Genomic DNA, 25,711 nt, shown 5'->3' with positions numbered 1-25,711 from the left:
AAAAATTTCTCAACAGTTAAACTTTGTAGATAGATTTTTTACCCAAGGAATAAACATGGTAACCATATCTTAGTAATAGCTCGCTATCTAATAAATTACGGAAATCAAAAACATTAGGTGCAGCCATAATACTCTTTAAACTTGCAAAATCTTGATTTTTAAATTCTTTCCACTCCGTTAATAATAATAAGGCTTCCGCGTCTCTTGCAGCCCCTATAGCATTGTCTGCGTACTCTATATCCTTTAGAACTTGCCTAGCATTATCCATCCCCATTGGATCATATGCAGTAATTTTAGCCTTGTTATTCACTAACAATTTTGCAATATCTATAGCTGGGCTATTTCTTACATCATCAGTACCAGACTTAAAAGTTAGCCCCCATATTGCTATTTTTTTATTTTGGACTCCATTTAATACATATTCTACCTTTTTAGCAATGTTTGTTATATGATTATAGTTAGATTCTTTAACTGAATTTAAAATTTGTAGCTTAACATTGTAGTCTTCAGCAAGCCTTAATAAAGCTGACAAATCCTTAGGAAAACATGATCCTCCAAATCCTGGACCAGCTTTGAGAAATTCCTTACCTATTCTATGGTCCATTCCCATACTGTTAGCTAAAAGGTCAATGTCTGCTCCTAATAGCTCACATAAACCTGCCATCTCATTGATAAAAGCAACCTTTGTTGCTAGAAAGGCATTAGAAGCATATTTAATCATTTCAGCAGTAACTGTATCAGTGACTATTAACGGAATATTCTTATCTATAAATGATCTATATATAACTTCTAGTTTTGCCCTAGCTAGCTTAGTTTTTACTCCTATTATTATCCTATCTGGGTATAAAAAATCTGATACTGCAGAGCCTTGCTTGAGAAACTCTGGATTAACTCCTAAATCAAAGTTATAGCCCTTATTAGATAAATAATTATGTATATTTTCTGCAGTACCAGGAGGAACAGTTGACTTTATCACTATTAAGCAATCTTGATTAACTCTCTCAGAAACTTCACTTACTGCATTATATACATTCTGTAAATTTGCATTTCCTAGGGAGTCTGATGGAGTATCTACAGTTACAAATACTACTTCTGTATTGGGATTTATTTGAAAATACGAATCAAAAAATCTTATCCTTTGTGACTTTATATTATTCTCTAAATAATCTGCTAATCCAGGTTCATATAAGGGAATTTTCCCTGATTTCAAAAGTTCAATCTTCTCAGTATTTATGTCAATGCAATCAACTTTATGGCCCTGCTCCGATAACATTGTACCAGATACTAAGCCTACATACCCTACTCCTATAATAGTTATGTGCATTTTATTATCACCTTAAAAATATAGCTTAGCATCTAAAATAAATACCATTAACAATTATAAACTTTTGTTGTTACATTATTTTTCTTAATTGCCTTACCTTCCGAATAAGCTATAAATAAGGTTGATGGTATTAATATCAAAGTACCATATAAAGCACTTTTATCAGGTAATTCATTAAATATAACGTATGCTACTATTGCAGAAATTATTAGCTCCATGTATCTATAAGGTGCAAGTGCAGTAGCATCAGTAAGAGCAAAAGCTTTTAACATGAAGAACAGAATTAGGTTTGAACTTATTCCTAAAATCAGCAGTAATACTAACTCCAACAAGGAAGGCATATGCCAATAAAATAACAAAGATGGAGTGGAAAAAATTGTTGTTGTTAGAGCTGAGTAAAATAATATACTTATTATTGTCTCCTTCATTACAAGCTTCTTATTAAGTACATCTAGTATAGCGAAGATTAATGCGGATACAATAAAAATAAGAATTTTAGGATTAAAATCCTCACTATAAGCTTTAGTAGTAATAGCAATACCAATAAAACCAATGACAGCTACTACCCATCTTTGCCAAATTATATTTTCTTCCAGAAAAGGAATTGCAAGAAGCATAACAAATAATGGTATTGAGAAACCTATAATTGTTGCAGTTACTATTGGGCAAATAGTCAACCCATAGGTCCATAAGGTCATTCCACAAAACAACAATGCACCTCTAGTTATTTGAATAGATATTCGACTTGTTTTACAAACTCCTATTCCATAGTAAAATATAAAAGGTATAAGAGTAATAGTGCTAAATAAAAAACGGAAAAAGATTATCTCAAAACTTTGAAGGTGTAAACCGAGACACTTTGATATAGTATCATTAACTACACTACTAAGTAAACTGAGTATAAACCAGGTAACTCCAAGCAAATAAGCTCTTAGTCCGTGATCCATAAAACTCCAAATTTAATATTTTATGAGATAACTTTACTGTACAAAAGATCAATAATAGAAAAGGTTTCTTCTATCTACTGTTTAACCATATTCATAAATATTTAGTAGAAATAATTTGAGAAGTGTTATATAAAATGCAGCTTTATTGCATAATTTTAATAAACAGAAATGCTAACTGATTTTTTTGTAATATATGATAATACTTGCGAATACTATCACATTATCAGGAAAAGTAATCGGGAGTACTGACGGCTGTGGCGATTTTACCAACTAGCTCCTCTGCTAGCATTAGCAATATGTGTTTTCAGCATCAATTTTAAAAGCATTAAATTTGAAGTTTATCAAACAACACGAATTAGCAGCAAAACTTTATGAAAATGCTTCAGTTGAGTTAGCTAAACAAGGATTTAGAATGGTTAATATATTGACTATTTTTACTTGTATCTTAAACACAATTCAATTTTCACACTCATCGGCAGTTAGGCCACTTGCTCGCAAAATAACATCAGTAGAAACACCCGCCTTCACTAGATTTTTCGCAACCTTGATCTTTTCTGTTTTTTTAACTTTCTCTTTGCTATTCTTCATATCCCTAGATAAAAATTTCTTCACTAATTCTTGCTCTTCAGTTTTTCTTAGTAAATTAAGTAGTTCACTATCTTCATTTGTTTTAGGCAGCAGAACTTTAATATTCACTGATAATCCTTCTGCTATTTGATATAATTTGTCAAATGATATGGCAGTGTATCCTATTTCATACTCGTGTATTTCCTTGAGTGTTAAACCAACTTTGTTTGCTAAATCTTTCTGAGTATACCTTTTTATCAATCTCCATTCTCTTATTCTTTGCCCTATTCTGTAGTATATAGAATCAGTGCAGACTTCTTTCTCTGTATTATCATACTCGTAAATAGATAAGCCGGTTGCTTGGGAAATTATGTCAACTGAAACCCCTTCTTTCACTAGATTTTTTGCTATTTCCAACCTTGCCTCTTCTTGATTAATTTTTTCGCTAATATGAACAAACCTGACTAATGAAGGTACTATTTTGCCTAACTTTTGATTCTCGTATATTTTCGTTAGATAGAGTATTTCCTCGTCTTCATAGCTGTCTTCCCTTACTATTACTGGTTCAGGTAATAAATCTACAACGTCAACTGATAATACTCTTGCTATTATATATAGTACTTCAATTGGAATAGGAATATACCCATCTTCATAGCTGTTTACTTCTTGGTATGTTAAACCTATTTGACTTGCTAATCCTATTTGAGTATGCCCTCGCATTAACCTACAATTTTCTATTCTTTGCCCTATTCCGTAACTAACATTGCTTGCAGAAACAAACATTTATCCTCCATTTAAGAAAAAAACTTTATTGCTATAATTTTTTTACGAGCTATCCATCTAAAACCATATCAATAGATAAACCTACCGCTTGCAAAATAGTATCAATAGAAATTCCCCCTTTTACTAGATCCTTTGCAACTTTAATCCTTTCTATCTCTCTCACTTTCTCCTCACAAATACGTATCCCTTCAAACAAAGATTTTATTAGTGCATGACGTAGTTCTTGGCTCTCAATTTCTTTGTATTCTTTAATCAAATTCGGTAGCTCATTTTCCACTTTACTACCTTCATCTTCCTCTGTTAGTAGATCTGTAATACTAATCGATAATGTTTCTGCTATCTCATATAATTTTCCCAGTGGAGTAGCTACGCGTCCTTGTTCATAGTTGCTTATTTCGTCACGTGTTGTACTCATTTTCTCCGCTAAATCCTTTTGAGTATACTCTCTCACTAGTCTCCATTCCTTTATCTTTTTGCCTATTTGGTAGTAGATAGAACCAACTTTTTCTTCAACACATTCATCAGCAGACAGACCAATTGTTTTTGCAACAATATCAACAGAAACTCCTGCTTTAACCAGACTCTTTGCAATTTTTATTTTTTCCGATTTTCTACTACTTTTCTCACTAACTTGGACAAATTTGGTTAGCAAACAAAACATCTTACGTAACTCCTGATCGTTAATCTTTTTATATTCTCTTACTAGATTTAATATTTCTTCTTCATCTTCAAGACAGCTTTTTGATACAGGAATAAGATCCGTAATACTGATTGATAGTGCCTCAGTTATAGCATACAACCTTTCAATTGGAACTCTACGATTCCCTTTCTCATATTGCAATATCACCCAGTATTTTACACCAATTTTCTCTGCTAAATCTTTCTGAGTGTACCCTCGCTCTAACCTCCAGCTTTTTAATTTTTCTCCCACTTTATAATCTAGACTTTTTTCCACAAAAAGAACCTTGCATATAATATTTTCTATTATAGCTCAAAGGCTCCAGATATAATAGCCAGACTCTGGAACCTTTAAATTAAAGTGCCCTACAAGTTTCTTTACTATTTTCACGTACTTTGTCTGCCCATGAAAACAATTTTTCACTTACTTCCTTCTGCTTTTCACTCCATATGCCACATCTAGTGAAACTACCTCTTTCTACCGCTTCTTTAAGTTTCACTCCTCCAAAGAGACAGTTTTTTCCTATTTCTTCGCCTCTTTTTTGTAACTCAGCCCACATTTCCTTATTTTCTACTCTCACTTGCACCTGATCTGCCTCTTGGTACAATATAATATTTAGCTTACCAATGCTTGTAGGAAATTCTAACATGATAGAGCTGCCATCTGAAATATCGGTATAGTTTCTTATACCTCCCTTCTCACTTTTAACTTCAACTGCATCATTACCAATTTTTAAGATATTACTTCCTAACTTTCTGTTTGCTTCCAGTATTTTGGCTACCTCTACCTTACTATTCCCAGAAAATTCTATATACGATGTTGTATTATCTATCTCAACATCTATTAATTCTCCTTCTTGCACAGCATTTTCGCCAGCTTCCTCTAGCTCTTCTAGTTGCTTATCTATCTGTGGCTGAACTTCTGGCTGTAGCTCATTATAGATTTCACCTATCAGTCTATTCTGCAGTAGAGTATCATGAAACTCTGCACCACTTAGCATTAATTTACGTATTAGCTTTTTACGATCAGCCTTATCAAATTTATGAAAATGTGTGCCCAGTATCACATATTCCGCGAAGCTCCATTCTCCATCATTACATGCATTTAGCCTTGCTCCAGAAGCTAGTACTTTGTCTATAACTTTGTGCAATTCATTTACGTTTTTTGCCTCTACTATAGAACTCTTAAACCAGCTCAGCTTCTCTGTATTTGGCTTTATTTTTTGCAAAGCTGAGGCAAATGGATTTTTATCTTCTTGATCACTTACAGGTTTTGTGCCATATATATAATCAAGTCCTTTTCCATAGTTGATTTTGTTTTCGCGAACGTTTCTGCTAGGGAAAGGCATTGTATCTTCCAGTTTTATCTCCTTCTGGCTATTAATTTTACTCACAAATTTAGACTGCTCTATATCAACGCTTTCAAGAGCACCAAATATTTTCTTGTGATTAACATTAGTCTTTTTATTCTGATCTTTACTAGTCATATAAACCTCATATTAAAAATACTTTTTAAGTGTACAATAAACTTTGTTATTATACATTATATTACTCATTATAAATTAATATGAGTAGATTTGCAAATACTTTCTGCTATAACAATCCGTTTTCTCTAAAGCTAAAATAACCCCCACTTGTAATGATAATATGATCAAATAATCTAACGCTTACAGTACTACATGCTGCTGCTAAGCTCTTTGTTACTTCTTGATCTTCTTCTGAAGGTTCTAAACTTTCCCCAGGGTGGTTGTGTGACATTATTACTAATGTTGCATTCTTTATTAATGCTTTTCTTGTAATTTCCTTTATGTATACTGGTGCTTTTTCCATTTCACCAATATAGGATTCTTCTCCAATTAGTTGACGCCTTTTATTCAAGTACAGTATTTTTACACATTCCCTTTCTGAGTGGCCTATACTTACGTTTAAGTACTCTACTAGCCCTTGTAAGTCCATTATTGGCTCACTTTTGAGCTTTTCTCTCAGTACCCTTTCTAGTGTTTCCTTAACACACATAATCATTGCTACTGCAGAATCAGTTACTCCTTCTATAACTTTCAGGTCATCCATTTCTCTACCTAAAATCCTTCCTACTCCTGCATAAGTATTCACCAGATTTTTAGCAATTTCTTGAGCTTGCGGCCTTTCATGTACTGCACTTAAAAATGTTTCCATTATTTCACGATCAAGTAGTGCTTTGCCTTTGCTTTCTAATATTCTGAATTCTATTTCTTCTTTATTCTTATTATTATTCATATAATTTACCCTTCACTAACAACAAACTTTTTTTTAATATTTACTGCTTTATCAGCATTGGCATAGAGCCATAGCTTCCGAGTGAAGTCAAATCAATTTTTCAATCTTTTTTACTTATTTTTTCATCAAAAAGTAAAGATATTAATAGATACTGATTTTTTATTTTAAATTTGTTGAATTTCGTCTAAAGAGATGCCTACTGTTTTTAAAATAATATTGATAGAAATTCCTTCCTTAACTAAATCCTTTGCAATTTTCATCTTTTCTGCTCTTTTCACTTTCTCTTCGCAAATTTGTATGCTTTCAAACAGAGATTTCATTAGTGCATGACGTAGTTCTTGGCTTTCAATTTTTTTGTATTCTTCAATTAAATTAGGTACCACTTTATCATCTGCATCCTCTGTTAGTTCAAGTAGGTCCATGATATTAATCGATAACGCCTTTGCTATCTCATATAATCTTCCCAGTGGAACAGCAGTTCTTCCTTGTTCATAGTTGCTTATTTCATCACGTGTTGTACTCATTTTCTTTGCTAAATCCTTCTGAGTATATTCCCGCACTAGTCTCCATTCTTTTATCTTCTTTCCTATTTTGCAGTATATAGAACCTATTTTTTCTTCAACACATTCATCAGCAGAGAGGCCAATTGCTTGTGAAACAATATCAACAGAAATCCCTGCTTTAACCAGGCCCTTTGCAATTTTTACTTTCTCTGCTTTTTTACTACTTTTCTCACCAACTCGGGTAAATTTTGTTAGCAAGTAAAACACCTTGCGCAACTCTTGATCATTAATCGTTTTATATTTTCTTACTAGATTTAATATTTCCTCTCCCTTATCTTCAAAACAGATTTTTTCATTTGATACAGGAATAAGATCCGTAATATTAATTGATAACACCTTTGCTATAGCGCACAACTTTTCAATCGAAATTTTTCGTGTTCCTTTTTCATATTGTAGTACTATTTGATACGTTACACTGATTTTTTTTGCTAAATCTTTTTGAGTATACCCCTTTGCTATCCTACAACTTCTTACTTTCTGTCCTACTACTTTATAATATAAAAAATTAGAGTAATTATTCTCTTTTTTCACATTTTATACTCCATAACCAGAAGAGCTGTTACGTATGCTTAATTGAGAACCTTTTTGACAAACTGAACTCATCTCCTTTCAAACAATTTTTCTATATCACTTAGTTTCATTTCTATATAAGTTGGTCTTTCATGACCAGAATATGGAGTTTTCTCAATTTGTCTTAGTATCTCATTCATCTCTTCCAATTTCATTTTTCTTCCTGCTCCATGGCAAGCGATTGTGGCTGATATTTTATTCACCTTATCCTCTATTGGCAACGTATCTTCCATTTCCGTTAACTTATCTACTATATCAACTAGCATCTCTTTTATATCTATTGTTCCTAAGATTGCAGGTATTTCTTTCACCCTTACTTTATCTTCTGATTCTATTTCAATACCAAAACCCATTTCAAAAAGCTCATCTTTATAAGTTTCAATCATCCCCATTCCAGCTTGGTTTTTGATTTTAACTGTTTCAGGAAGAAGAAGTTTCTGTCTTTTTATGCTTGATTTTTGCTTTAAGCACCCGTATATCAATCTTTCATGAGCTGCGTGCTGATCTACTATAATTAATTTGCCTTTAGCCTCAGCAATAATGTAAGTACTGTGGACCTGACAGCGTGCATACCCTAGAGGATGATCCTCTATTAAATCAATTTGCTCCCTTTCTAGAACCATCGCTCCCTTTTGGGGTGGAGATTCTCCATACTTAAACGTTTCTGGTAAGCTTTGCCTTCTTTCATCTGGTGCATTGAATTCTTTCATTAGACGATTTTCTAAAAGACTTGGTCTCTTTTCATAAAACTCTTTTTGATTCTTTTTCTCTTTACTATCAACCTGCTCTTGGCTTTTACTATCATTAAAAATTAGCTCCTCTTCAATACCTTGACCACTTGCTGCAAACCTCGTTGATAATGCTTTTATTATCCCTCTTCTCACTATTTCATATATTAGCCTTTTATTCTGAAATCTTACTTCCGATTTATTTGGATGCACATTTACATCTACTTGATCGTATGGTATCTCTAAGTGCAGCACTGCAAAAGGATACCTCCCACTTAGAATAAAATCTTGATACGCATATCTAATTGCACCAATAAGTAGATTATCTTTTATTGGCCTTCCATTAACAAACGTATAGATCTGAGTTGAATTGCCACGACTAATAGTTGGTTTACAGATGTGTCCCGTAAGTTTGATGCCGTCTTCTTCCTCTTTAACTTCCAGCGAATTGCTCTGAAATTCTTCTTCTGTTTCACATAATCTGTTAAATAATGAAGTTTGCTTAACATATTTTAAGAGCTTTTTATTACCGGAAGTGAGAGTAAACCCAATACTATAGTTAATCATTGCTAAGTTATTTACAATGTCAACAATGCTTTGTGTTTCTGCCCTCTCGGTTTTTAGAAATTTTAATCTATTTGGAGTGGCAAAAAATAAGTCACGAACTTCAATATATGTACCCTGTAGCAAAGAACAAGGTGTAATCTCTCTTATTTTTTCTCCTCCCTCATACCTTATAGACCATGCTTCCTTTGCTCCACTTGCCTTAGACGATAATTTCATTCTGCTTACTGCTGCAATTGAAGGTAAAGCTTCTCCTCTAAACCCAAGGTGCTTGATCTCTATTAACTCACTATCGCTTAATTTTGAAGTAGCGTAGCGCATAAACGCAAGTTCCAAATCTTCCTTTTCTATTCCATTTCCATTATCTGTCACAGTTATAAGATTACGCCCACCACTTTCTATTTTGATCTCTATCTCTGAACTTCCAGCATCTATTGCATTTTCAACTAATTCCTTTACTACACTTGCTGGCCTCTCTATTACCTCTCCCGCTGCTATACGATTTATAGTTTTTGTGTCTAAAAGAATTATTGCCATAATACTCCACCCAATCTATGAAACTTAGAGTTCCCTCTATTTTTTGGTGATTTCTTGACCTCACAATCTCTATATTTTAGCTTTTTAGATTCCTTTCTAGCAAGTCTATCTGCCTCCTCATTGTACATATTACCGTTGTGAGCTCTAACCCACTTCCAATTAATATCATGCTGCAAAGCAACTTCTTCTAGTTCCTGCCATAATTCCCTGTTCTTCACTGGCTTTTTATCGGTTGTCTTCCAACCATTTACCTTCCATTTATTGATCCACTCTGTTATACCTTGCTTAATATAACGACTATCAGTGTGTAAAATAACTTTGCAAGAAACTTTCAACATCTTTAGCCCATTAATCACAGCCTTTAATTCCATTTTGTTATTCGTTGTGTTTTCTTCACCTCCAGAGATGCGTTTTTTGATAAAGACACTTTTATTTTCATACATCACCACGGCTGCCCATCCACCAGGCCCCGGATTTCCAGAACATGCTCCATCTGTATATATTATAACCTTCTTTTTTTCGCCCATACTTACAGGATATAGATTCAACGTAAATTTGCTACTGAAAATGTTGACATGAAGTTTCAAGATCTTTATCATATACAAGGTGTAGGGAGCCCGTCCTCTCGATGTTAGGTAATCATATTTGAGTCTTTGTACTCGCATTTTTTTGGAGCCTACACCAAAGTGTTTTTGAAACTTTTTATAGCTTATCAGTTCATTTGCTAGGGTTTTAAGGCAGTTATAAAACGATGACTAACACTACATCTAAAGCCTAAAATGTAATTCTCAGGTGATCTTTGACAGATGTTTTTTTTCATCAACACATTCAAAGCTTAGAAAAACAAAAGGGTTGAATATTTCTTCACAATTGTGTATAACTATTAATGCTTTTTATCTTACTTTCTTATGGCTCTTTCGAAGTTTCTTGATGCACGCAATGATTATGCCTTTAAAAGAATATTTGGCACTGAAAAGAATAAAGATATCCTTATTCATTTCTTGAACGATATTTTAGGCTTCACTGGCTTAGCTGCTATTCACGATGTTGAATTCTTGGCTACCATTTTGGACCCTGAAATTGCCGCTAAAAAGCAGAGTATTGTCGATGTTCTTTGTAAAGACTCTCAAGGTTCCAGATATATTATAGAAATGCAGTTCACTAAGACCAAAGGCTTCGAAAAGCGTGCTCAATATTATGCTGCTAAAGCCTACTCAAGTCAAGCTGATCAAGGTGATAATTATCATAATCTCAAGGAAATTATCTTCATAGCTGTTGCTGATTGTATTATTTTTCCAGATAAGGCTGAGTACAAATCTAATCATGTCATTTTAGATCAAAATAGCTTTGAACATGACTTAAAGGATTTTTACTTCGTATTCATAGAACTACCAAAATTTACAAAGACAAAAGAAGACCAACTAGAAAATATAGTAGAAAAATGGTGTTACTTTTTTCGATATGCAGCAGAAACAAACGAAGAGGACCTAGATAAAATAGTTGGTAGTGACGTAATAATAAAACGAGCTTATGAAGAGATGAATAAGTTTAATTGGTCAGAAGAAGAGTTACTAGCATATGAACAAATGAAAAAACGCATAATGGATGAGGTAGCTGCTTTAGCTCAAAAATTTGATGAGGGTCTTAAAGTAGGTCACGAAAAAGGTAGACAAGAAGAAAAAATCGAAGTTGCAAAAAACCTACTTAATGCTGGCATTTCTATTGATGTTATTTCCCAGACAACTGGCCTTCCTCAGGCTGACATTACACAACTTAAGGAAGAAACTTTTTAGTCTACTACCTTCTTCCAGCGACTAATTCTCTGGCATTGCCCGCAATTAATACATCATCTAACCTAGTTCTAGGTCCAGATAAACCTAAGCTTTGCGGTTCTTTTATATTATCCATTTTTAGTACGTTATTTTCATTATGTAGCATTTGGTGTATTGATTGATTTAGTGATACATCTAGCTTGTTATTAAATGTAGCCATAAACTTTTCAAATTTCTTCGGACTTAATTTACCAGCTTCTTCATCAGGACATGCTTTCTCTACATACGATTTTAAAATCCCTGAAATTTCATTGAATTTACCACTCATGACTTTTCTAGTAATTTCTTTCTGCATTTCCATATAATCAATATTTAATCGATGCATTGATACACCACTTTTTAATCCAGCTTGCTCTACTACTTTCTCAAATTCCTTTGTAATATTGAGTGCATAGCCCTGTGCTTCTAGTGGGGATATAGACTGATCTACTGTAGAAATATACTTCTGACCTGTAACTTTTCTAATTAATAAATCAAGTAACATTATTGTACCATTAAAATCAACATGTGATAGATAGTGATCTCCCATTTCTAGTATTATATTTCCGCTACTAGGTTTAAATTTAACAGGTGTTTGCCTTTCACGCATTTGTTTTATATTTGCATTTACATAATCAATGTTGTCTCGAAAGAAACCTCCATTTTCTTGTTTTTTATCTGTACCATCAGATGGTAGTGTGGTACTTGTTGAACTACTATTACTTACCGAAGCTTTGGCAAATTGCTCATCAACTTGTGGTATTGAACTTGCAGTATTTGATGCTTCCTCAGATAAAGCAGCTCTAAACCCACCTACAGAACTTTTCACCCAACTAAACAAATCATTTATCCATGAAGATGGTCTTGTACCACTACTTGCTGTTATCTCAGGTTGATCACTTGAATCTATAGCAAGAGGTTTTCTTGACATATGATGATGATTGTGATCCCCATGGTGATGACGGCGTTTACGTTGTACAGGCTTTTCTCTTTCTTGATTAAGTTTTTCTAAGCACTGCACAACATCACTACATTCTTCATTTTTACTATGTTCTCTAAGTTTTTCTTTAGCAATATCTAGTGGTGTTTTACCATCCCTTTCAGTATCGATATTAGCCCCTCGACTGATAAGCTCTCTAACTTTAGGGAGATTTTCTTCTCTTACAGCAGTAAATAACTTCCTGTTTAATTGTTCATGTTCTAAAATTCTCACTATACGACCTTGTTGGCCAAGCAATAATGCATTATTGAGAGATCCTTGATTCTCTTCAAGAGTGTTCTTTGTATTAATAGCAATATCTAGCGGCGTCTTACCATTCTTGTTTTTAGTATCAATATTAGCTCCTCGACTGATAAGCTTTTCAACTCTAGAAAAATCATATTCTCTTACAGCAGTAAACAACTCTTTGCCTAATTGTTCTTGTTCTAAAATCTTGACTATATCTGTGTAACCTTTTTGAGTAGCTAAGTCTAAAGGTGTTTGGCCGTAAGTATCTTTAACCTCAATGTCAGCACCTCTACCAAGAAGAAGTTTAACTGTACTTGGCTTATTTCCTTGTACAGCTACATGTAAAGGTGTCCAACCATTATTAGTTCTATCGTTAATGTTATTAGCATCACTATCTAAAAAAGACTCAACTATTTCAGATTTATCATTATTTTGGGCAGCCAAATGTAAAGGTGTATCACCATATCTATCTTTAGCTCTAATGTTAATATTGCTATCAAGAAAAAATTTAACTACATCAAACTTACCGTAAGCAGAAGCAAAGTGTAAAGGGGTCCAACCATACATGTCTTTAGCCTTAATGTTAGCACCTCTATTAAGAAAAAACTGGACCATGTCCAGATTACCTTCTTGAGCAGCAAAATGCAAAGGTGTTTTACCATCCTTATCTTGAGCATCAATGTTAGCAGCGTCCAAGCTAGCACCTCGGCTTACAAGATCTTTAACTTTTTCAAAATCACCATCTTGTACTGCAGTCAACAATTGTTTATTTAGCCGTAATTCTGCTTGTTGTAAATACTCTACAACATTATCATATTGGTGACCTTTAGCCACATCTAGCGGGTTTCTACCATCCTTATCTTTAGCACTGATATCAGCTCCTTTACCTATAAGATACTCTACTACATCCAGACGACCATTCCAAGAAGCCCAGTACAGCGGTGTCCTGCCATCTTTGTCAGTATCATTAACACTCACTCCCTTACTAATAAGAAACTCTATAATGTTTTTACTATTATTCTCAGCGGCAACATGTATAGGTTTTTCACCAATAGTAGAAGTATCTGCAGCATTGATATTAGCTCCTTTTTCTATCAAGAATTTTGCAACCTCTAATTGATCAAACTTAGCAGCATAGTGTAAAGGTGCCCAACCATTTTTATCAGCCTCATCAACGTTTACCCCCTTGCTGATAAGAAACTCTATAATACTTTTACTATTATTTTCAGCAGCAACATGTATAGGTTTTTTACCAGCAGTAGAGGCGTCTGCAGTATTGATACTAGCTCCCTTATCAACGAGAAGCTCAGCAATCTCTAAACGTCCTCTCCATGCAGCATAGTGCAGTGGTGTATAACCTTGCTTGTCAGTATCATTAATACTCACTCCTTTGCTGAGAAGAAACCCTATGATATCTTTACTATTGTTCTCAATAGCAACATGCACAGGCTTTTTACCATAAGGGCCTTTATCTGCAGCATTAATATCAGCGCCTTTTTTTATCAAAAACCTTGCAATTTCTAAACGATCCTCAAATGCAGCCCAATGTAGTGGTGTCCAACTGTATATATCTGTAGTATTAACATTAGCATTCCGACTAACAAGATCTTCAGCTTCATTGAGATTACCATCTTGTACTGCAGTCAACAATCCTTCATCTAAATCTGATTGTACTTGCTCTATCATCTCCACTATATTTGTATAACCTTCTTGCATAGCCAAATCCAAAGGTGTTTTACCATCCTTGTCTTTAGCGTTAATATTAGCACCTTTATTGAGAAGAAGTTTGACTGTACTTGGTTTATTTCCTTGTATAGCTAAATGTAAAGGTGTTCTACCGTTATTAGTTATATCATTAATACCACTAAGATCTCTGTTCAAAATAAATTCAATTACTTCAAGTGTACTATCATGTTGAGCAGCTACATGCAAAGGTGTTTCACCATCTTTATTTTTAACCTTTAAGCTAGCTCCCTCTTCGACAAGATATTCTACTACTTTCACATGACCATTATTACAAGCGTTATGTAAAGGAGTATTATCACTATTATCTTTCGCTTCTAAACTAGCACCTTGGCTAACAAGAGCCTTGACTCTATTAAGATCATCACCGTTTACTACAGCCAACAATTCTTTATTTAAACCTGACTGTGCTTTTTTCAAAAATTCTTTTATATTTTCTTTAACAGCCAAGTCTAAAGGTGTGTTACCATCTTTATTTTTAGCCTTTAAGCTAGCTCCCTTTTCGATAAGATATTCTACTACTTTTAAATGACCATTTTGAGAAGCATAATGTAAAAGAGTGTTACCATTGCTATCTTTCACCTCCAAGCTAGCACCATGGCTAACAAGATCATCAACTTTATTAGGATCACCATTTTTCACCGCAGACAACAATTCTTCATCTAATCCTGATTGTATCTGCTTTATCATTTCTACTATATTTATGTAACCCTTGTGATCAGCCAACTCTAAAGGTGTTTTATTGTCTTTATTTTTAGCCTTTAAACTAGCTCCCTTTTCGATAAGATATTTTGCTACGTTAAAGTGACCATTATTACAAGCATTATGTAGAGGAGTATTATCATTATTATCTTTAGCTTCTAAATTAGCACCTTGAGCAATAAGATCTTCCACTTTATCAAAAGTGCCCTCTCGTGCATTGATTGACAATCCTTGATCCATCTGCGCTCTCTTCAAAAGCTCTATCATATCTCCTTTAGTAGCTAAGTCTAAAGGTGTTCTATCATTCTTATCTTTAGCATTGACACTAGCACCTCTATCAAGAAGAAGTTTTGCTACGTTCAACCTTCCTGCTTCAACAGCAAGATCTAAAGGCTTTTTATCATCTTTGTCTTGAGATTCGATGACAGCACCTTCATCAAGAAGAAATTGAGCTATATCCAAATTACCCCCTTGAGCAGCAAAATGTAAAGGCGTTCCCTGATACGTTATCTCATTATTAAATTTTGCACCGTTACTAATAAGAAGTTTGACCACACCCCATTTACCTGACTGAGCAGCATAAAGTATCGGTGTCCAATCACGCCCGTCTTGAACTTCGATACTTGCACCTCTGTCAAGAAGGAATTGAACCATATCCAAATTATTTCCTGATGCAGCAAAGTGTAAAAGTGTTTTACCTTCCTTGTCTTGAGCATCAATATTAGCTCCTCCATCAAGAAGAAGTTCTACCACGCTCCATTTACCTGATTGAGTAGCAAGAAATATTGGTGTGTACCCAAATTTATCTTGAACTTCAATATTAGCACCTCTATCAAGAAGAAGTTTAACCTTATCAAATTCACCCGCCTCGGAAGCAAGATGCAACAGTGTTCTGTCAAGTTTACCTTGAGCATTTATGTCTCCACTGTTTGGAACCTCTAAATGTATAGAACTCTCTTGTGAATTAACAATAGAACTCACATTATTTAATTTATCAATACTATCTGAATTATGTATTTTATCTACTTCATTACTTAATAATATCTCTTTGTCAGTAAATTTTATAGATAATGTTTTCATTTCAGGTTCTTTATAGAAATCTCTAAAATATATAATACACAACTCATTTGCTTCTATGCCAGCATTAAAGGCATTGGTAACTATCAAGTCATATTTATCATGAAGGTAGGTATACCGCCCTGCTTTTTTAGATATAATTAGTTTACTATTTTCTTCTATGTCTTGAGGTCTTACTACAATAATTTTCTCATCAGAAATAAAGAATGAAGACTTTAAATCTAGATTACCATCTATTTCCACCGGTGCATTATCAAAAATAATTTGTAGTTTTTTATACCACTTATTTATAAGTGCATCCTTCAGCCTAACTGTTATTACATCTTGCTGCAAGCCGGTAGCTGATATAGATAACTTAATTAATAAATCATTTTTGTCTTTAATAATCGTTGGTGTCGGTTTTATACTCAAATCCCTATCTACTTGCTGTACCAGCTGATGTAAATCTAATATACTTCTTAAACTTTTCTTTCCATTGACATCCTCATTAATGATTACCTCTTGAATAGGGAAGTTTTCAATATCAAGTGTTTCATGACCTGAAGTAATTGTACATACATCGTTTCCGCTTAGAACAATATTTTTTCTCCCACTTGCATTGAGTTCACTACAAACATCTCTCCTCATAGAATCCGCAGCGTTGCTTCTCCCTCTATTATTTAAACAACTATCTAAATCTAACTTATTTTTTGACTGATTTAAAAAGGTGTGCCTTTCAACATCTTCAACTATAGCAGATACTCTACTCGCTATTTGCTGACTATTTTCTCCAGTCAATATTGACTTATAGTCTACTACTTGTAATGAACTTTCAGCATCTTCTACAATAGTGTGCTGATCACTATCATCTTCTAATTTGAGATAAGCTGGCCTTGTAGTATTGTTTGTTACTTCTATACTAAGCAATCGACGATTTCTGTAACTTGGTGTAACTTTTTCATTGTCAAATTCTGTTTGCTCCGATGCTGCTGCTATATCCGAATCAAGACTAGTACTTGCATTGGATGCATTACTGTGTTGAAAAGTTACGTGTAAGGAGATATTGTTTTTATTATCTCCAGTGCCAATACTCACACCTAAGCTAGTAACACCCCTTCTTTTTCTAGATCTACTACAATCTTCAACCTGCCAACCACTATAAACTCTTTTTCCTGGAATCCAAGTAAATACTCCACGTGCTCTCGTCGATAAGTCAAGTACACTAGAATCTTCACCATAAACGTTCATTGCATAATCATGCCCATCATAAAGATTGGCAGAGTACAAAAACTCACCAGAATTATCTTTTATATAAACTTTGTCATCACTAGGTTCGATCTTCCAACCACTATAAACTTTGTCTTTTGGAATCCAAGTAAATACCCTACGCCTATCTGAATCATAATTAAAATCATTACCAGCAGAGTAAAGATATTCACCATAATAATCATTTTTTATATGAACATTATTTCCACTACGTTCAATCAACCACCTACATTCATCACCTCCTTTTGAAGTATAAGTAGATACCCTTCGTCTATCTGAATCATATTCATATCCAGTAGCACACAAGTACTCATTAATCCTAACATCTTTAAAACACACTTTAGACGAAAATACCAAATTCTTTACTGATTTTGGTAATTTACTTTTTAACCTTTCAAGATCATTTCTTTCTTCTGAACTGACCATAAGATAGTTACTCATTTCCATGGTCTCTTTAATAGAGTAAGCTAATGTAAATATTGCACTATTGTTCTTTGGTATTTTATCAAATATAGCTATATAACCTGGAATAAACTGATTAATATAATGGTGACTGCATATAAACCTTAATATTCCTTCTATACCTACACTTGCGTACGTATCACTTACGGCTTCCTTAATTGCTTCATCAAATAACTTTTTATCAAAATTGTACACTCCATCCGCAAGTTTAATATTTGAAGCATTAAGATTATTAAGCATACCGTCCTTTAGCACCTTTTTAGCTGCATTTTTTATTGAATCTCTTAAACTACTTATACAAGATTCTACCAATCTTTTTGCATTAGATGGAATATTTGCTTGGTTAACAACTTCCTTCTTTAAAAATTCAACCTGTTTTATCATTTTAAATGCGTCATTACTTTTAGCCTTGATCCTGTTACAAAGAAGTTCAATTACACCTGAGTCATTATTGTAAGCGGCTAAATATAGAGGTGTTCTACCATCGTTGTTTTTAGCCTCGATATCAGCACCTCTATCAAGAAGAAGATTAATTATGTTTTGCTTTGCTTCTTCAACAGCCAAATGCAGGGGTGTCTTACCCTCCTTACTTCTAATTTCAGTATTAGCACCTTTATCTATAAGAAAGCTAACCATATCAGGATTACCATAATGAACAGCATAGTGCAAAAGCGCCCAATTATCACTGTTGCAACTAGTACTCTCTAAAGCATTAATATTACCTTTCTTCTCTAAAAATGCTTTGAATACACTCTTGCTTAATTCTACATTACCGTTGTAAGTAGCATAATGCAAAGGCGTCCAGTTCTGTGAACACTGATTTTTATGTTCAATATCAACATTACTTTTTTTAGCAGTTTTATCAAGAAGAGTTTTAACTTCATCCCATTTACCTTCATAAACTGCTGTACTTACCAAAGGTTTCAATACTCCCAACCCTAAAGAGATCATCCACTTATTGCACTGATCTATTATGTTTGAATCATAGCCATTCAGCAAAAGGTTGTTTTCTAACTTTTCAAGCAATGTTAAAATCTGATTACTACTTGGCGTTTTATTTTTTAATTCCTCAATTTGTTCTAAACTACAGGAACTTTCTGTAAAGCTAACCCGGTCTTGCAGTGAAGGAAAATCAAGACACTGATGTACTGAATCTCTATTTCCTCTTTCAAAATCGTCAACTGATATTAAACATTTAAAGTCATTTTCTACTTTAGGAGTATATTTACTTCTATTCTGGTAATTTTCTGAAGCTTTATCAATTAAAGCTTGTATTTTTCTTACCTCAGATAAACTAAACCTATCTAATCTACGGAGCGTTATTGGTTCTAAACCTAGATCAAACTCCAACGTAGAAATTCTATGAGACTCAGAATTATTCCAATTCTTTATATTGATTGTGTGATTGGATACTTCATCAGAAAACACCAAATCTGTGTTACTACTAGAAACTCTAATCCGATCTGGAGTAATATTCTTTAGTATCATTACTCCTATACGCTTTTCATCTTCCTCTATCGAATTTAAAGTACCATTTTGATTATGTGTAATATCGACAGACTCAGTGAAGTCTATAGTGTATTCTTTTACAGTTTTCTCATAATCACTCTTAAGTTTATCTTGATAGTCCATTATTCCATTAACTTCTTGCTGTAAGCCAAGATATGAGGAAAAATTACCATCATTCCACAGAAAAAAATTAACGTTTCTCCATTTACTTTGATTATCATAAAAATTTTCTACTTTTATTATAAAAGGAACCTCGTTATTCCTTATCAGTAAAAGATGATCTTTGTTTCTATATCGCTCAATATCTTCAAGACGGGAATCTATCACTACATGATCATCTTGAAAATCTTTAGGTAACACAAACATGTTTTGAGCTCGTGTAGCGTGGAAAAAAGGAACTAATTTACCATTTCTCGAAGAAGAGGGAGAACATGATATTGACTGTATATTAGGGATAAAAGTTTCTCCTTTTTTATTCATAATTATAAGATGCCTATAATTAGAATCTTGAAGGTAATTTTTTACTCGAATGTTACTATTATTGTGCTTTAAATAGAGGTCACATTGCTGGATTGAAAAATCTTTTTCAACCATTGGCATAAATAGTATATCCAGTTTTTTATCATTTGAATTATTATCAATTTTAACTTCTCTACTATTTATATCATTGCTAATAAAATACACATCACTTCCATCTCCACCTCTAGCAACTATGGCTCCTTGATCAAAATTTATTATATCATCTTCTGAAGAACCAAAAAACATATGTGGAACTGTACTATTATCCTGATTTTGTACTTTATCTCTAATAACACCAAAGACTTTATAACTCTTATGATTATTTAGAATTTTTTTGTAATGATTTTCAACATTGTCAAAATTATCTAGGGAATGTTCTGAATGTAATTCAAATGAAGTAATTTTTATAGTTGATGAGTCTGATCTTTCAATCTTAGGAACAATATTACTACCATTTTTATCTATTAGTGCAAAGCGAGGTTTATTACTGCTTTGCTCAACATAATTTTTTACATCAAGAGTAAATTGATTGTTTTGACCAAAATTTATTTTTAAAGATAAAGTATTACTGTCTGTGGAATAAGTGATTTGATCACAATCACCTAATAAATCGATTTCCGGAAAAATTATAGTTCCTGTTCCATCTACATCAATTTCTGAATATAAACCCTTACCTTTGTAGTCTGCAGCTTTTACGTAAAAAGTATAATTGCTCTTTCCACCCTTGACTGTAGTATACGGCGAAATAATTACTTTTTTACAATTTTCAACTACATCTTTCCTATTTTTATCAAGACCACCGCCACTATCTATTATAACCTCACGATCATCGGTTCCTATAAAGTGCTCAGAGTAACCCATGCACAAAATCTCATCCACCTTGTTCTTTCTTCCAACATAGTAATAATTAAAGATGCCATTATTATCAATTTGATCATTGATTAACCAACGACCATTTACTCTTGCCTTTAATGACCCAGAGGCATTAGGCTTAAAACGATAGTTAACGTTCATTCCTATAACTGGATCTTTCAATTGGCTTAAATCAAGTATATTAACAGTGTTACTTCCACCAATAATTTTACCTGAGAAGTCAGCGTTATTTACAACAAACCTATTTACTACCTTATTACTACCACCAACTATTTCTGCTGTACTTGAGTCAATTAGAAAATTATTGTTCCATTCATCACTTCCTATGATGGTACCTTTGTCTACATTGCTTAAATCATAAACAATTGTTTTATCCTTTTGTTTTGCTTTTACCCTATTATCGTGACTAATAACCACTGAATTTTCACAATAATACGAAGCAAAGTCGAATGAATTTTTTGTACCTTCTTTTTCATAATCTTGGTCAGTAACCTGTGGTAAACAAACCCTGCTAGCACCTTCAATACTATGAGGTATAATACGTGAAAGATTTCTTGTATTGGCTCTTTCTGCTTTATTCATAAGAATCTTTGCATAATCTGGACGAAGGGTATTACCGCTTACTTTTCCAAGACCAATACCATAAGCAACAGTACTATTAGGGCTATTATTTAAAGCTTGCCACACTCCTTTAGCTAAACTATTAACTGTGTCTTTCCTAGCTGCAAGATGCTGCACATCAGCTGCCATAGGTTGAAAAAGAAGTGTACGCCAAAAAATACTCCAGTTCTCTCCATGGGTTGTATCATACTTTTTCTCATACTCTATGATATTGCTGACACCACTATAAATTCCATAACCTACCATGAGCCCAAATCCAACTGCAATACCAACCACCGGCATACTTGCTGCTGTAAGAGCAACACCAGAAACAAACGATATACTAGAAAAGGATATAGATGCTATATTATCTCTTATCTCCTTTTCTCCACATGGATTATCACTATCCTCTCTTTTTTTACAATCAACAAGATTACTTGCTGACATACCTATATCAACAATATCAAAAACACCAGCTATAGCTCCTGCCGTACCTTTTGCTATTGTACTTCCAAACTTTACACCTGCAATCCGAATAGCAAATTTTGTCTGTTTACCCAGAGTGCCTGATACAATTTTTCCTGCAACCTTTTCAGCTGATGCTACAACTTTTGGAGTAATTTTAACCATTACATTCTCAATTGGTTGAGATGCAAAAGACCATCCTATCCCACCTAAATTTAATCCACAATCTATTGCTGTTCCATCTTTACAAGATACAATAGCTCCATGAATTCCTCTTATTAATTGTATTCCACCTGCAGCGTTCATTAACCTGCTTTTCAACTTTGAGCTTTTTGTTGTACTACCAGTTTGCTGTGAAATGTCACCGTGCAAATTCTTAATACGTTCATTTTCAATATAACGTCCGTACCCTTGATCTTCAACTACCCTATCAAATAAGTACTTATGATTACCTTCGATATTTTTATCTCCAACGAACTCTATTAGCTGAGCATTTTTCCCTTCATTTTGACTACTTTTAACATAAGTTAGGAACTTTTCACTATCAACTATAATCTTATCTATATTATTTTCATCTACCCTTCCCTTAATAAACTTTTTTACATCATCCAATGAAAATAAACAAGGATTAATACTTCTTCTTTTTCTACTACCTTGTTTTACACAATTATTCAGGTCAAATTTCTTTCTAGGTGCTTGTGTTTCAGCAAGTACAGTCTCTAGATTAGCTATACGTTGTGGATCTATACTTAATTTGTCTGAAACATTTTCTCTCGTGCGTATAAAATAAGCTTCATCTCTTCCTTGAACTTGCAAACGGTTACGTATTTCATCAGGAATATTACTTCTACTTCCTTGCAACACAGCATTAATACCTCTAGCGTTTTCTAACGCCCATAAGCCACAATTATAACCATCTCTTTGTTGAGTAACAGGAACATCATGAACGTTAATTTGAGCCTGTTGTAAAACTTGACGAATATTATCTGGAACACTATTACCCAACGAGTCTACATAGTATCCATTATACTGCCCATTTTGATAGGCAACGACCAACGTAACCCAGTGATTATTATCTAAATTAACAATTAAAGTTAATGGCCTTCTTTCACCTCTTGTTGTTACGCTATCTTGAAACTGTTGCAATTGATTAACTATGTGTTCTGATGATCCCACTACTTCAAATAATGTATCAGCTCCATAACCGTATTCTATTCTTGCAATATCAGCTATATCATGTTGTTGCAGCCAATAATGATAATCTTTTTCTGCTGTTGCAGATTCTAATGTACGTAAATTCTCTTCTTGTATACCAATATTTTTAAGTCTCTGAGTTATCTCTTGTATTCCTTCTAAATGTTTTCTCTTAGCTATATCAATAGAACTATGAACTACTATAGCAGGAACAAACTCATCACTCGTTAATATTAAAGAATTTTTATCTTTAGCTTTCACATTAACAACTACGCCCATGAAAAGCATTTTGTCACTATCTGTTATTGTTTTCAGTGCTGCCCCTTTAGCATATCTAACATTTTGTTCTTTTGTTAATTTATCAACTTCCTGTTTTAGCTGATCTTGATTTAAGTTTTTATCTATAAGCTTAAATTCCAGCGCTATAGGAGTATATTCTTTAGTACCCTGAGGCGAAGGACCAATACCTTGAATTACCATATCAACACGACCACCTGCTCCTACTTGAAATTCAGGTATGATTACAGTCTTAGAAGAAGTTTCCTGTAGCTTTAAATCGCTGTAACTACTAAATAAACCATTAAGAATGGCTTGTAATCTTGCTTCATTAGTAATCAAATCTTTAATAGGATAAATTGCATCTGCTACCTCAGCAAGTAGCCTTTTATAATCTGGTAATAAATCTTTACCATCAGAAGAAGTAGCATGCTGAGAAGTGATTGCCTGATCAAATTTTACCTTTAATTCATCAGAATTAGGTATCTTAAGAAAACTACCTGTAAATTGTTGATCGGCACCACTTGGTTTATATTTACTTATCTGTTCTATTTTAAAAAGGTCTTCAAAAGATAATCCTGTTTCATATTTTTTTAGACTCATTTTAATTTCTACGGCATTTCCTACTTTTCCTATTTCAGGTATGTTCAGTACTGGAATTTTTTTATCAGCATAGAATTCCTTTGTATTGGACTCTCGTATATGAAAAATGAATGCTGTTTTTTCTTGCCCTTCATTACCTTGAACAAGTATTAATGTCATAACTGGGCTTTTAGATAAAGTGTATTCTGTTCCCTGAGGCCAGTTCAGCGGGTACTCATCATATGAGTATATATATTTTTTAATGTTACTTTGATCTTGACCAATCTTGTTGATTAAAATTGATTGACCTAATATGTCTCGACTGAAATAGTAATGATCTTTTGTTTCTTTATTTGCTGGAAAAGTATGATATTCGCTTGATAACAAATCTGCTATTTCTTGCTTGAAATCTTTTTCAGAAAGTTGTTGATTATTCCACCTACGAGCTAACTTTATAAAATCCTCCATCAAAGAAGAAGGTTGTTTAATAGGTTCTACGTTAGTTTTAAATGGTTCTGTGGAATCCAAATTCAACCCAACAGCGATGGCATCATCTGCATTGGTTAAAATTCTCATCTTATTTGGTCTAAAACCTTCTATATAATCTTCAGCTTGTCTCAGCGCATCACTTGGATTAACCTGTCCTTCAGTTCCAGCCTTGAGTTCAATAAGAATTGGAACTGAATCAATAGCACGATTAGGCCCACGAACAAGCAAAACAATATCAGCATAACCTCCACCAGCAAATTGCTCCAGGTAGATCTTGGTATTATCACGATATCGAAAGTTATCAAATATTCCTGCTACAAAACCATGTTGACCAGCTTCACGAGCCTTATTACCGTAAACATTGCCTTGTAAATTTAAATTAGTATGAACTTCTTTAATATAAGTTAGAATTTCTTTGAGATTATCCTGAACTTGCTTTCCATCTGGACTAGCAAGCTTTTCCATATAATCCTCTAGATAGACAGATTTACCTAGCTTTTTTGTCACTTCTTTAAATGGAAACTCTGCTGGAGGAGCGATAGGTTCATCTTTGATTTTCTTGTTCCTTTCTATTTCAATATTTATTTTTTCATCTTCTTTACCACCCTTTAAAGTATATCCCTTTGCTGATGTAATTCTTGATAACTCCTTCCTAACATCATCACTAAGATCTTTACCTGACTTACCTAGAAACTGCTTAATTTCATCAAAAAATCTAGCTTTGAATGCATAATTACCTTTTAATTCATTACGACTAATTTGTATTATTTGAGTATTTCCACGTATGTCCTTAGCTACATACTCTAATATACCATCACTCCTAAGATATAAATATAATTTTTTTGGTGTAGGATTAGTTTTTGATTTCGGTCTGCCTTTTACTAACTCATATTTATCTTTCAAAATTTTTACTACATCAATTTGAAACTTGCGGGCATCTGATCGAGTATAATCTCTACCCATCACATCCTTCCACTCACCCTTAGTAAATTCAAAATTCCTGGTGCGCATTTGTTGACGTTGAGGATTGGAATATTGAGCTTCTATATCTTCAGTGAAAATAAAAACATGTGCTTTAGATTCTGTTTCTGCTACAACCTTTAAAGTTCTTGCTCCCTCAAAACGAAAGTGTAATTTCTTTATACCTAGCTTATCATTGAGCTTAGTATCTAATATACTAGAAAACCAACCTAAGAATCGGTGAGGAAAAAAACCAACCTTTTCACTGGAATGCAAATAAGATTGTATTTGATCAACCAGCGACTGAAATCTTGCTTCAAAAGATTTATCTAGTAGATCTACTGGATCAGAGCCAGCAGAAGCCACTTTCTGAAAAAGCAACTTTATTAATTCAAAATCTTTAAAATCTTGCAGCTTTTCTTGTTGTTGATTGCTAATAACCATAACTACCTCCTGATT

11 protein-coding genes are annotated in these 25,711 nt (G+C 33.5%); 1 reads left to right on the top strand and 10 read right to left on the bottom strand.

The window, feature by feature from the left end; translation table 11 throughout:
* Positions 1–16: 16 nt before the first annotated feature.
* The 9 genes from OOK92_RS05975 to rnhA all read right to left on the bottom strand — a co-directional run bounded on the left by OOK92_RS05975 (position 17) and on the right by rnhA (position 10,044).
* Positions 17–1,324, bottom strand: a complete 1,308-nt coding sequence (locus OOK92_RS05975; protein WP_264735477.1) for a UDP-glucose dehydrogenase family protein — start codon at positions 1,322–1,324, stop codon at positions 17–19.
* A 47-nt stretch (positions 1,325–1,371) separates the two neighbouring features.
* Entirely contained in the window at positions 1,372–2,271 is a 900-nt protein-coding gene (locus tag OOK92_RS05970) for a DMT family transporter (protein WP_264735536.1), read from the bottom strand.
* A gap of 456 nt (positions 2,272–2,727) precedes the next feature.
* Entirely contained in the window at positions 2,728–3,621 is an 894-nt protein-coding gene (wmk, locus tag OOK92_RS05965) for a WO male-killing family protein Wmk (RefSeq protein WP_250120255.1), read from the bottom strand.
* A gap of 49 nt (positions 3,622–3,670) precedes the next feature.
* The gene (gene wmk / locus OOK92_RS05960) at positions 3,671–4,576 is read right to left on the bottom strand and encodes a WO male-killing family protein Wmk (RefSeq protein WP_019236554.1); all 906 of its coding nucleotides are present in this window, start codon (positions 4,574–4,576) and stop codon (positions 3,671–3,673) included.
* A 79-nt stretch (positions 4,577–4,655) separates the two neighbouring features.
* Complete coding sequence (locus tag OOK92_RS05955; RefSeq protein WP_264735535.1) at positions 4,656–5,786, bottom strand: hypothetical protein; 1,131 nt, start codon at positions 5,784–5,786, stop codon at positions 4,656–4,658.
* Positions 5,787–5,892: 106 nt separating this feature from the next.
* Positions 5,893–6,555: a JAB domain-containing protein gene (locus OOK92_RS05950; protein WP_264735534.1), complete on the bottom strand. Its 663-nt coding sequence runs from the start codon at positions 6,553–6,555 to the stop codon at positions 5,893–5,895.
* A gap of 164 nt (positions 6,556–6,719) precedes the next feature.
* Complete coding sequence (gene wmk / locus OOK92_RS05945) at positions 6,720–7,649, bottom strand: WO male-killing family protein Wmk (protein WP_264685931.1); 930 nt, start codon at positions 7,647–7,649, stop codon at positions 6,720–6,722.
* Positions 7,650–7,717: 68 nt separating this feature from the next.
* Positions 7,718–9,517 carry a DNA mismatch repair endonuclease MutL gene (mutL, locus tag OOK92_RS05940; RefSeq protein ID WP_264735533.1) on the bottom strand — a complete coding sequence of 600 codons (1,800 nt, stop codon included), beginning with the start codon at positions 9,515–9,517 and terminating at the stop codon, positions 7,718–7,720.
* Positions 9,508–10,044 (bottom strand): ribonuclease HI, encoded by a 537-nt coding sequence (rnhA, locus tag OOK92_RS05935; RefSeq protein ID WP_301282653.1) that lies wholly within the window; start codon positions 10,042–10,044, stop codon positions 9,508–9,510. Before rnhA ends, mutL begins: the two co-directional genes overlap by 10 nt.
* 381 nt (positions 10,045–10,425) lie before the next feature.
* Here rnhA and OOK92_RS05930 point away from each other — a divergent pair, with 381 nt between their 5' ends.
* Positions 10,426–11,310, top strand: a complete 885-nt coding sequence (locus OOK92_RS05930) for an Rpn family recombination-promoting nuclease/putative transposase (RefSeq protein ID WP_250120258.1) — start codon at positions 10,426–10,428, stop codon at positions 11,308–11,310.
* A 4-nt stretch (positions 11,311–11,314) separates the two neighbouring features.
* Here OOK92_RS05930 and OOK92_RS05925 read toward each other — a convergent pair whose 3' ends face one another.
* Complete coding sequence (locus OOK92_RS05925) at positions 11,315–25,696, bottom strand: ankyrin repeat domain-containing protein (protein WP_264735532.1); 14,382 nt, start codon at positions 25,694–25,696, stop codon at positions 11,315–11,317.
* Between the last annotated feature and the right edge of the window lie 15 nt (positions 25,697–25,711).

Origin of the sequence: Wolbachia endosymbiont (group A) of Rhinocyllus conicus, from assembly GCF_947250775.1 — a bacterium.
Lineage (GTDB): Bacteria > Pseudomonadota > Alphaproteobacteria > Rickettsiales > Anaplasmataceae > Wolbachia.
This window is presented reverse-complemented; position numbering and strand designations above follow the sequence as displayed.

Bases quoted from the DNA above. Each gene is read 5' to 3' on its own strand.
- OOK92_RS05975 (WP_264735477.1), bottom strand. From the start codon at position 1,324: ATGCACATAACTATTATAGGAGTAGGGTATGTAGGCTTAGTATCTGGT.
- OOK92_RS05970 (WP_264735536.1), bottom strand. From the start codon at position 2,271: ATGGATCACGGACTAAGAGCTTATTTGCTTGGAGTTACCTGGTTTATA.
- wmk (WP_250120255.1), bottom strand. From the start codon at position 3,621: ATGTTTGTTTCTGCAAGCAATGTTAGTTACGGAATAGGGCAAAGAATA.
- OOK92_RS05955 (WP_264735535.1), bottom strand. From the start codon at position 5,786: ATGACTAGTAAAGATCAGAATAAAAAGACTAATGTTAATCACAAGAAA.
- OOK92_RS05950 (WP_264735534.1), bottom strand. From the start codon at position 6,555: ATGAATAATAATAAGAATAAAGAAGAAATAGAATTCAGAATATTAGAA.
- mutL (WP_264735533.1), bottom strand. From the start codon at position 9,517: ATGGCAATAATTCTTTTAGACACAAAAACTATAAATCGTATAGCAGCG.
- rnhA (WP_301282653.1), bottom strand. From the start codon at position 10,044: ATGGGCGAAAAAAAGAAGGTTATAATATATACAGATGGAGCATGTTCT.
- OOK92_RS05930 (WP_250120258.1), top strand. From the start codon at position 10,426: ATGGCTCTTTCGAAGTTTCTTGATGCACGCAATGATTATGCCTTTAAA.
- OOK92_RS05925 (WP_264735532.1), bottom strand. From the start codon at position 25,696: ATGGTTATTAGCAATCAACAACAAGAAAAGCTGCAAGATTTTAAAGAT.